The following is an 11070-nucleotide window of genomic DNA, read 5'->3' as shown; positions in this document are numbered from 1 at the left end:
CAAAATAAGGGAGAAGGGAGCGACTGTCTGAATCCCGCGGTGGCCTGCGTTTTGTGCAGGCCGCTAGGATGAGTTTCGTGACCGCTTATTTTGACGAGCAACGCAGGATACAAGCGGAAGCTAGGGTGCCCTTTCTTTTGGCTATATTATACTTCGCATACCCAAGTTCGAAATGAAGGTGTAAGATGAGAAAAACTTACACCTTACGGAGTCTTTGGGATATGTATAAATTTGATGCTCATGAGTTGGTTCAAATTTCGCACCTTATGGGTCAGATAGAAGGATTAGTTAGAAATACAAACGATGATATTTTTCTTCCAGACGAACTAATTAATGCTGCTCCAGCGAATTTAAATTCTTTGAAGTCATCCCTTATAAATGTACATCTAGATGTATCTGCTGGTTTTGTTGACCTCATGCTTGAGGCCTTTTCAAAAAAGAAGAATTTTTTGGAGATTGCGAAAACAATTAGTCAGTTACAAAGCTCTATTGTAATAGAACTAAAACAGCGTAATTTTATTGGGCTAACATCTATAGAGCATGAACTTTATAATCAAACAAAACCGCACATGGGACAAGAAGTTGCAGACAAGTTTCCATCAGCTTTATATGAAATAGACGAAGCCGGAAAGTGTTTAGCTCTTGGTAGAGCGACAGCAACCGTATTTCATCTTATGCGTATATTAGAAATATCAATATGTGCGATTCATCACTGCTTATCAATCAATGTTCCTTTAGTTGGAAATAATAGAAACTGGGGAAGTATTTTGAAGCGCATTCGTGAGGAAATTAGAGAGAAAGATAAGCAGAACAGTTATCAATGGAAAGATAAAGATAATTTCCAAGATATTTATGCTCGTCTTGATGCAATCAAAGATGCATGGAGAAATAAAACCATGCATGTTGAAATTAAATATACTGAAGCAGAGGCGCAGTACTTATTTGATACTACAAATGCCTTTATGCAGAAGATTGCATCTAAGATGGATGAAAATGGGGTGCTTACTCCATGAAACAGGAGAGGATTACTATTTTGCAATCCTCTCCTGTTTCAAAAGTAATAGGCTGCAACTATTAGCACGCACTTTGTAAATGAATTATTAACGGCTGCTATATGTCTTAGGTTAACTTAGATTGAATACTTACTAAGTATAACCATATAGAACTTACAATGTAATCAAGTTTTGTATCTTTTATCCGTAAGTAACTTGTAACTATTCAGAGTTATTATGAATGTGGGAAATTTTCCTACATGATATACAGTGATTTACCTACTTCTTCATGCCTCTCAAAAGATTAATATACTGTTACCGATAATCTGATAACATTACAAATGTACCTGTTTGGCAGGTACTTTTTGCTATCCGCAGTTTTTATAAATTGCCAGTAAACGCAAAAAAGGAAATGAAAATGAATGATCAAAATTGGAATAAATTCAAAACCCTAGTACATTACATCTGCGAAAAAGCAGAAGATCCGTCTTTGCTAGGAGCTGTGAAGCTAAATAAAGTACTGTGGTACGCTGACGCTTTTAACTATATGACTACAGGCGCTCCAATTACTTGCGCTACATATGTAAAACGTCAGCATGGGCCGGTGCCTAATGCAGTCGTGACTGCTGTTGATCAGTTAGTTACCGAAAGAAAGATTGCCCGTGGGCATGTGAACCATTTTAATTATGGTAAACATGAGTACATATCCATTGAGCCTGTGGACAAAAGCGCTTTTAACGGCAATGAGATATCGCTAGTAGATGAAGCCTTTGAATATGTCTGCGTAAAACACACTGCCAAATCTATTAGTGAGGAAACTCATGGGACTATTTGGAAGCTAGCAGAAATTGGGGAGTGCATTCCTTTAGAAACTGTATTTGCTAATCAATTAGGCGAAATTGATGAAAATGATATTTTCTGGGCACAGGAGAAGCTTGCTCTAGCAGCATAATCATCCATGACATTCCATGCTCGATCAATTATTGAATCACCAGAAGTCGAGCAAGCGCTTAATGAAGCCGTTACTACTTTTCCACGTATTAATGATTTATGGGAAGGTTGGAAATGGAGATTAGCAAGAGGCCCACAAGAAGATGCGGTGCAAATTACTGGTACAAATGCTTGGATTATAAAAACGGCTGATTACTCGGAATTTGGCACTCCCAAATCAATGACTATATTGTTTGATTTTAATGAAGATGAAGTAAATATAATCTCAATAAAATTAGATTGAATTAGAAAAACCCGCAACTTAGCGGGTTTTTTATTTTGATTTTCTTGGTTTTTCTTTTCGATTAATAATCTTCAGAGCGTCCTCGAACTTCCGCCCTGATTCATCCACTTCTAACAGTCTAGAGGTTTCCTCGAACCGCTTCGATTGCTCTTTGTCATTAGGTTCCGGCTTTGGGTTTTCTGCCACTTTTATTCCTCCTGTGTGGTTCCTCATTAATTAATCGTTTTATAGGTTAACCGCTTGCCGATTACACCGCGTAACAGTTTGTCAGCGCGATCAGTATCGTTCACGCCTAATGCAACACGGTTGTTATAGCGGAAGTCGTATTCCGCAAGGTAGCGGTTAAGGTGGTTATGTGCGCAATGCTGATAAATACCTTTCATGCCACGCTTGAAGATAGAGAAGAAGCCTTCAATGGTGTTGGTGTGTACAGTAGGATCAACTTTAGATACATATTCACCTGAACCGTGCTTAGTGAATCCATGCTCACGGAAATGCTTGTTCATGCCTGAATAGCGGTTAGTGTATTGACCAGCTTCATCAGTCAACAATCTAGCTTCGGTCTGGATGTTGGCTTGCAGGATAGGTAACAGAGTAGAGATTTTCAGGTCATCAACGACGATGCTTCTAGCTTGCTTGGTGTTACGGTCAACCAGAGAAAGAACTTTGTTCTTATGCTCATAGCCGCGACCAATCGGGCTACCTTTAGGCTTTTTGGTGAAGTCACGACCAATAAAGGTTTCATCAACTTCAACGTCACCACCATTGCTACCGAACAAGGTTACATCGGTTGATTTCATAGCTTCACGGATACGGTGAGACATAAACCAAGCAGATTTGATAGTGATGCCTAAAGTGCGGTGCAATTGGTTAGAGCTAATACCTTTTTTGCTGGAAGATATAAGGAAGATAGCTTGCAACCACAAACGCATAGGGATGTGGCTAGATTCAAAGATAGTACCAACCTTAACAGTGAATGGCTTGCGGCAGGTGTAGCACTTGTAAGTACCAATGCGAGTGCTTTTACCGCCCATCTTGCCGATGCGGTCAAAGGTTGCACAGTGTGGGCATACAGGACCATTAGTCCACAGCTTAGATTCTACGTAAGCGTATGCGGCTTCTTCGTTGTGAAAGTAAGGTGCTGAAAGGATGCTCATATCTGTATCTCCAAAGTATGGACAGATTATGAGCTATTTATCTGGGTACGTAAAGTATAATATCGCCTTTCTTTTGGTTACTTGTTCTTTGGGCAAGCAAAGAAAAGTAACTCGCCTAGAGGCGAAAAACAATGCTTAAACCATCCAAAGAAATACCTATTAAAACCTTCAGCAAGTGCGACACTGGCTCATTAATTGTAACTGAGCTAAGCATGAACCTTGCCTGGATTCCGGCCTAGGCCAGAATGAAGACCTGTTGCAAATGATGGTTTGTTAACATTCATGATTTGATATGGCAAGTGTCACCAAAGCTCGTTAAACTTAAACCATCCAGCACATAGTGAGGCCATCATTCCCACTATGTCGCAAAAACCAAACAGGCCAGACAAACATCGCATCAAGCCTGCAAAAAACTAGAAGAGGATTTTCATGAGCGCGTTGAAGATTGTATTGTTAAGCATACTATTGTTTTCAAATATGGCTGCTGCCGAACCCGCACCTCCAATAGCTGCTGTCACCGTACAATCCTTCTCCCCACAAGGCGAAATCAAAGCCGTACGCCAAGTGAGCGCCCGCTTCTCCGAAGCCATGGTGGCTTTCGGTGACCCCAGGCTGGAATCGCCTTTTGACATATCCTGTCCGGTAGCTGGCAATGGTCATTGGGCAGATGCACTACACTGGATCTACGATTTTGACAGTGACCTGCCCGCGGGAGTTAAATGTACTTTCACATCGAAATCCAGCAGCAAAAGCCTGAATGGCGTTGCGCTTGAGCGTAAATCCTTCAGCTTCAACACCGGCGGTCCGGCCATCCAGCTTTCTCATCCTTATGAAGGCAATGAGTCGATTGATGAAGAACAGGTATTCCTGTTGGGGCTGGACGCGCCGGTCAGTCTTGATTCCGTTAAACAGCATGCTGCTTGCAGTATTAATGGCGTGGGTGACCGCATCCCGTTGAAGATTATTGAAGGCAGCCAGCGTGACAAAATCCTGGCCGAGCAGGCTAGCCGTGCCAGCAATTTCTTTCTGGTAATCACCAAAAAAGCTAAACAGGGCATTGTTGAAGTCAAAGATAACCGCTTGAAAAACGCAACTGTGATCGTGGCTCAATGTGACCGCAAATTGCCGGCAGGCAGCAAAGTAACCTTATGGTGGGACAAAGGCATCACGTCAACCTCAGGCATTGCTACTTCACAAGCCCAATCCTTGCAATTTGCCGTGCGCGAGGCATTTAAAGTCAGCGTCAATTGCACGCGCACCAACCCAAAAGCGGGCTGCGTGCCGGTGCTGCCGATTACCGTGCAATTCAGCGCACCGGTAGAGCGTGATGTCGCGAACAAGTTATTACTGAAAACCGCCGATGGCAAGCAAATAGCACCAGTGATTGGCAAAAATGACACCGGCAAAACCGTAGAGTCGGTTTCTTTTCGCGGACCATTTACCGAAAAAAGCAGCGTCAGCCTGTCACTTCCCTATGGATTCAAGGATGACGCTGATCGCTCGCCAGTGAACAGCGCGTCATTCCCGCTCAAGCTTGATATTGACGAAGACCCGCCACTGATCAAGTTTCCTTCGCGCTTTGGTATTCTCGAGCAACATGCACAACCTGCCCTGCCAGTCAGCGTGCGGAATGTTGAAGCGGCGCTCACTGGCGTGCAACTGCAACCTGGTGCATCCGCTACCAGTAAAGGCATCGTCGGCAGGCTGGCACTGGACGATGACGCGACGCTGGCGGAATGGTTTTTCCGCGTCACCCGCCATCCTTACGATAATAAGCTGGATCAGCAGTTTTCGCGCGAGCATGACCGTTATCCGCGTGAAGGCGAAATCCCGTTACTGATGGATTCAGCCAAAGATTCAAATTTTAAAACCAGCCCGCTACAACTGCCGCGTGCGCATGGCGATAAAACCTTTGAGCTGATAGGCGTGCCACTGAAAAAGCCCGGTTTTTATATAGTGGAATTCGCCAGTGACCGCCTGGGGGCCACGCTGCATGGCGAGCAAAAACCCTACTATGTATCTTCCAGTGCGCTAGTGACCAATATGGCAGTGCACCTGAAACAGGGCCGTGAATCTTCGCTGGTATGGGTCACACGGCTGGATAATGCACAACCAGTCGCCAATGCGGCAGTTCGGGTTTCCACCTGTGAAGGTCGCACCTTGTGGGAGGGAAAAACCGATGGCAAGGGCATGGCGCATATCGAAGAAACATTGCCTGACAGCTACTACAACCATTGCTCGGGTTTGCTGGCAACGGCGCGCAAAGGTGATGATATGTCGTTCGTGTTTTCATCCTGGGACGATGGCATCAGCCCCTGGCAATTCAATCTAGGGGGAGGCTCCTCTGGTACGCCACTGGTTGCGCATACGGTATTTGACCGCCCCCTGTTCCGTGCTGGTGAAAAAGTGTCCATGAAACACTTTATCCGCGTACGCACCGGCAAAGGATTTGATCTCTCGGACAACCAGCCGGCAACTATCTCAGTAGTACATGAAGGTAGCGGCGAGAAATATGATGTACCGGTGAGCTGGTCAAACGCTGCTGGCGTATCTACCTGGGAAATCCCCAAAGAGGCAAAGTTAGGTACTTACTCAGTGTCATTCATGGCTGGGCAGTTTATGCTCACTTCGGGCGCATTCCGCGTCGAGCAATACCGGGTACCGCTGATGAAAGCAGTGCTGAAACCGCCAGCGCAACCATTGATTAACGGCAACCAACTAGCGATTGATGCCCAGCTGAATTATTTGGCGGGAGGTGCCGCTGCCGGCGCGCCGGTCAAGTTCCGCAGCCGACTTGTGCACTACCCGCTGCAATTTAACCAGTTTGAAGATTTCAGTTTTGGCGGACATATCCCCAAAGAAGGCATAGAAGCAGTACAACCTTATTCCTATGATCCGGAGATGGAGGAAGGTGGCGATAGTGATGCGGAGTCGTCTGCGCAAGTCAAAGGCTACCCGGCGAAAACCGTGAATCTGTCTCTGGATGGCAATGGCGGAGCCAGGGTCACGTTCGACAAATTACCCAGGGTGCAGGAATCGCATGCGCTTGAAGTGGAAATGGAATACACCGACCCTAACGGCCAGATTCTAAATGCCGCCACACAAGCGGTGATATTGCCTTCGGCATTGTCGCTCGGCATGAAAATAGAAGGCTTTTTTGCGACCAAGGAGCGGCTGGCATTCAAGGTGCTGGCACTGGATGCAGCAGGCAAACCTTGGGCAGACCGCAAAGTGAATATCGAAGCATATACACGCAAAACCTATGCTTACCGCAAACGTATGCTGGGCGGATTTTATGCCTATGAGCAAACCGCTGAAGTGAAGAAGGCAGGCAATGTTTGTGGTGGCAATACTGATAAACGCGGCATACTGATGTGCGATGGCCCGGCGCCGGAATCAGGCGAAATCATACTGGTAGCCTCTGCCCAGGATAAACAAGGCAATATCGCCATTGCCAGCAGTGAAGTATACGTGGCAGACGACAACGCCTGGTTTGACGCCTCGCAAAGTGACCGTATCGACTTGCTGGCAGATAAGCGCGCCTATGAGCCTGGCGAAACAGCCCGCTTTGAAGTGCGCATGCCATTCCGAAAAGCAACAGCATTGGTGACAGTCGAGCGCGAAGGCATCCTCGATTCTTTCGTATTGCCTGTCAGCGCAAGTTCGCCATTTATCAAAGTGCCGATTGCGAGCAACTATGGTCCCAATGCTTATGTATCCGTGATGGTAGTGCGTGGCCGTATAGACCCTGAAGTATCCGGCCAGTTTTCATGGCTGAAGCGCATGGTTTACCGCATAGGTATGTTCTTTGGCCTGGTCAAGAAAATGCCAGTAGAAATAGATACCCGGCCTACGGCGTTGGTAGATTTAACCAAACCGGCATTCAAACTAGGCATGACACAGATCCGCGTCGGCTGGCAGGCTTACAGCCTGAAAGTCAAGGTTGAACCCGATCGCCAGGCTTACCATGTGCGCGATAAAGCACGGGTGAAACTGACGGTGACGGACCCCACCGGCAAGCCTGCCGCCAATGCCGAAGTGGCGCTGGCAGCGGTGGATGAAGGCCTGTTGCAACTGGCGAAACCGCAATCGTGGAATTTACTGGAAGCGATGATGGCGCGACGGCCAATTGAAGTGCGTACTTCTACCGCGCAATCGCAAGTGATAGGGAAACGCCATTTTGGCAAAAAAGCCGTCGCACCTGGCGGCGGTGGCGGCCAGGGAGCCAATGCACGTGAGTTGTTTGATACCTTGCTGTTATGGAAACCAAGCCTGAAACTGGATAAGCATGGCCAGGCAGTGGTGGATGTGCCCTTGAATGACTCTTTGACTTCATTCCGGATTGCGGCGATTGCGCACGCTGGTGCCATGCGCTTTGGAACTGCTTCCACCCTGATTCGTAGCGGGCAGGAAGTGATGCTGTTCTCCGGCTTGCCACCGTTTGTGCGCGAAGGCGACCAGTTCAATGCCATGGTCACGGTGCGTAATGGCGCCGAGCGGCCTTTGACCCTGGATGTAACGGTGACGGATGACGTCAGCAAAACACCGCACACACAGCGCATTACCTTGAAAGAGGGTCTAGGCGCTACCTTGTCCTACCCGGCGACTGTTCCGTTAAATGCCAGCCGTCTAAACTGGACTATCAGTGCCAGGGAAGTGGTGACCGGTAGCAATCTAAAACCGGCGCAAGACCTACTGAAAATTTCACAGCAAGTCGGTGCCGCGTATCCGGTGCGGGTGTACCAGCAAACCTTACAGCAATTAAATCCAGGAGAACAATCAAACTCAGAAGCGCAAACGGATACACCATGGACTTTCTCCGTCCAGCAACCGGCCGGTGCGATTGCCGGACGTGGCGGTATCGATATCCAGCTGACGCGCTCACTGGCGGGCAATCAGGAAGCGCTGCGCGAATGGATGAGCAAATATCCCTATGTTTGCCTGGAGCAACGCGCTTCGGTCGCGGTCACGCTGGAAAGCGAGGGCGGCTGGAACCAGGTGATGAACAGCCTGCCCGCACATCTGGACCAGGATGGCCTCGCCAGGTATTTTGCCATCGACTGGTTGCAGGGTGACGATACGCTGACCAGCTACCTGCTGCGTATCGCTGATGAAGCGCATTACACCATTCCGGAAGGGCCGCGTGAGCGCATGCTGAAAGGCTTGGAAGACTTTGTTGCCGGCCGCATCCAACGCTATGGCAGTCTGCAAACGGCTGACCTGACGCTGCGTAAACTGGCAGCGATTGACGCACTGGCCAGGTATGAGCGCGCCCGCCCGGCCATGCTGGAACCACTGGAAATCAGCCCTAACCTCTGGCCAAGCTCGGGCGTGATTGACTGGGTATCGGTATTGCAACGGTTGCCTGAAATTCCTGGACATGACGACAAACTGAAACAGGCGCGCCAGGTCTTGCAATCCCGCCTGACATTCTCAGGTACCACTATGAATTTTTCGACCGAAAAACAGGATTACCTGTGGTGGCTGATGGTGTCGCCTGACCTGAACGCAGTGCGCGCACTGCGCCTGCTGGCGGACGACCCGGAGATGGAAGCGGCAGATATAGGTCGCTTGGCCCGTGGTGCACTGTCGCGACAGGTCAACGGCCACTGGAGTACTACAGTGGCCAATGCCTGGGGTGCGACCGCGTTACGTTACTTCCAGGCGCACTTCGAGAAAATACCGGTAGCTGGCAGCACGCAAGTCAAACTGGGGGATCAAGCGCAGTCACTCAATTGGTCTGGCGCAAAAACGGCTTCAGAAGAAACCGGGCATCATGACCCGGTAAAAGGTACGGCTATGGGCGCCGGATTAGCCGCGCATTTTGCATGGCCAAAAACCGCTATCCCACTCTCTATCCAGCACTTGGGTAATGGCAAACCGTGGGCATTTGTGACTTCCAAAGCCGCATTGCCTCTGGATAAACCATTGTTTGCTGGTTATAAAATCAAACGTACGGTGACTGCGATTGAGCAAAAATCCGGCGGCCAGTGGCAACGCGGCGATACCTACCGCGTGCAACTGGAAATCGATGCGCAGACCGATATGACCTGGGTAGTGGTCAATGACCCGGTACCGGCGGGCGCGACTATTTTAGGCAGTGGCCTTGGTGGCGACTCCGGCCTGTTAGCGGCCGGGGAAAAGAAACAAGGCTGGCAACGCCCGGCGTTTGAAGAGCGCGCATTTGATGGCTTCCGTGCTTATTATTCGTATGTGCCTAAAGGCAAATTCAGCATCGAATACACGGTGCGTCTGAACAACGCTGGCCGCTTTGCCATGCCAGCCAGCCGTGTGGAGGCGATGTATGCGCCGGAAATATTTGCCGAATTGCCTGTGGCTGCGATAGAAGTAAAACCTGGCACCTAACGAGTATTTAGACAAAGGAATCAAGCCCAGTTGAGGAAAGAACTGCAGTGACCCGCAAGCGCATCGTGCTCGCAACAATGACCCTCTTCGTTATTGTCGCGAGTGCCTGGGTGTTTCTTACGCCTGTACCCTCATTTGAACAAGCCAGATCTGCAACCCATAGTTCTGAAGCAGTTTTGCTGGATAGGGACGGCCAGGTTTTGCAACGCCTGCGCCTGGATAAACAACGCCGTATGCTTGCATGGGTTCCTTTGCAGGACATTTCCCCCACGCTTCAACAGGCTGCATTAGTCGCCGAAGACAAACGGTTTTACAACCACGCTGGCATTGATTTAATGGCGGCCGGTTCAGCCTTATTGGACAACCTGCACCGCTCACGTGCCCGGGGTGCAAGTACCATCAGCATGCAATTAGCCAAGCTGTTAAATGCTCCAGCTGACGGTTCTTCGCAAAATAATAGCTGGTCGGTTAAGCTGCAGCAGATCCGTTATGCACTCGCGCTGGAACTGCACTGGAGCAAACCACAGATACTTGAAGCGTACCTGAATCGCGTTACGTTCCGAGGTGAGTTGGTTGGTGTAGATGCTGCCGCAAGAGGCCTGTTGGCTAAAGGTCCGAATGGCCTGGATAACATAGATGCAGCTATCCTGGCGTCACTCATCAAATCACCGGGAGCGTCCCGCAGCCGGCTGGCGAAGCGTGCTTGTGCGACGCTTCAGGCCATGCCGTTTTTCACTGGTAACAAATCCAAACTGGATAGCTGCATGCAAGTGACCTTGCGCACTGCATTGTTGCCCTCACGTCCGTTTCCGATCGCGGGTATGGACGATGCGCCACATCTGGCACGCCATTTATTAAACAAAAATGGTGAACAATTGAAGAGCAGTATCGATGCCAGTGTGCAGCGTTTTGCCCGTAACACCCTGCGCACCCACCTGGCACAACTGGCAGACCAGAATGTGGAAGATGGTTCAGTGGTGGTGCTGGATAACCTGAGTGGCGAAGTACTCGCCTATGTCGGTTCCAGCGGTGATTTATCCGGCGCAGCAGAAGTGGATGGCGTGGCTGCATTGCGTCAGCCGGGTTCCACCCTGAAGCCATTTTTGTATGCGCTGGCGATTGACCAGCGCTGGTTGAATGCCAGCTCGGTACTGGACGACTCCCCCTTGGCCCTGACCACGCCTTCAGGGCTGTATATCCCGCAAGATTATGACCGGCATTTCCAGGGTGCTGTCAGCGTGCGTACAGCGTTGGGTGCATCCCTGAATGTACCCGCGATCCGCACCCTCACGCTGGTCGGCATTGACCCTTTTCTCGACAA

Annotated in this window: 6 protein-coding genes; 5 read left to right on the top strand and 1 reads right to left on the bottom strand. The window is 49.1% G+C overall.

Annotated elements, in window-relative coordinates; translation table 11 throughout:
* Positions 1–185: 185 nt before the first annotated feature.
* The 3 genes from VK958_RS06125 (at position 186) to VK958_RS06115 (ending at position 2226) form a co-directional block, all read left to right on the top strand.
* Positions 186–1013 (top strand): hypothetical protein, encoded by an 828-nt coding sequence (locus VK958_RS06125; protein ID WP_325239865.1) that lies wholly within the window; start codon positions 186–188, stop codon positions 1011–1013.
* Between the two features lie 397 nt (positions 1014–1410).
* Positions 1411–1944, top strand: coding sequence for a Panacea domain-containing protein (locus tag VK958_RS06120; RefSeq protein WP_325239864.1), 534 nt, complete (start codon positions 1411–1413; stop codon positions 1942–1944).
* A 6-nt stretch (positions 1945–1950) separates the two neighbouring features.
* On the top strand, positions 1951–2226 hold the full coding sequence (locus tag VK958_RS06115; protein WP_325239863.1) for a hypothetical protein: 276 nt from the start codon (positions 1951–1953) through the stop codon (positions 2224–2226).
* A 212-nt stretch (positions 2227–2438) separates the two neighbouring features.
* On the opposite strand, the gene VK958_RS06110 is transcribed toward VK958_RS06115, so the two are convergent.
* Positions 2439–3383 (bottom strand): IS1595 family transposase, encoded by a 945-nt coding sequence (locus VK958_RS06110; protein WP_325239861.1) that lies wholly within the window; start codon positions 3381–3383, stop codon positions 2439–2441.
* Between the two features lie 429 nt (positions 3384–3812).
* On the opposite strand from VK958_RS06110, the gene VK958_RS06105 reads away from it, so the two are divergent.
* Positions 3813–9749 (top strand): alpha-2-macroglobulin family protein, encoded by a 5937-nt coding sequence (locus tag VK958_RS06105; protein ID WP_325239860.1) that lies wholly within the window; start codon positions 3813–3815, stop codon positions 9747–9749.
* A gap of 47 nt (positions 9750–9796) precedes the next feature.
* Positions 9797–11070, top strand: a 1274-nt coding sequence (locus tag VK958_RS06100) for a transglycosylase domain-containing protein (protein WP_325239858.1), incomplete at its 3' end; no start/stop codon positions are given.

This window comes from Methylophilus sp., from assembly GCF_035460085.1.
In the GTDB taxonomy this organism is placed as follows: domain Bacteria; phylum Pseudomonadota; class Gammaproteobacteria; order Burkholderiales; family Methylophilaceae; genus Methylophilus.
The sequence above is the reverse complement of the archived record's forward strand: the minus strand, read 5'-3'. Positions and strand labels throughout refer to the sequence as shown.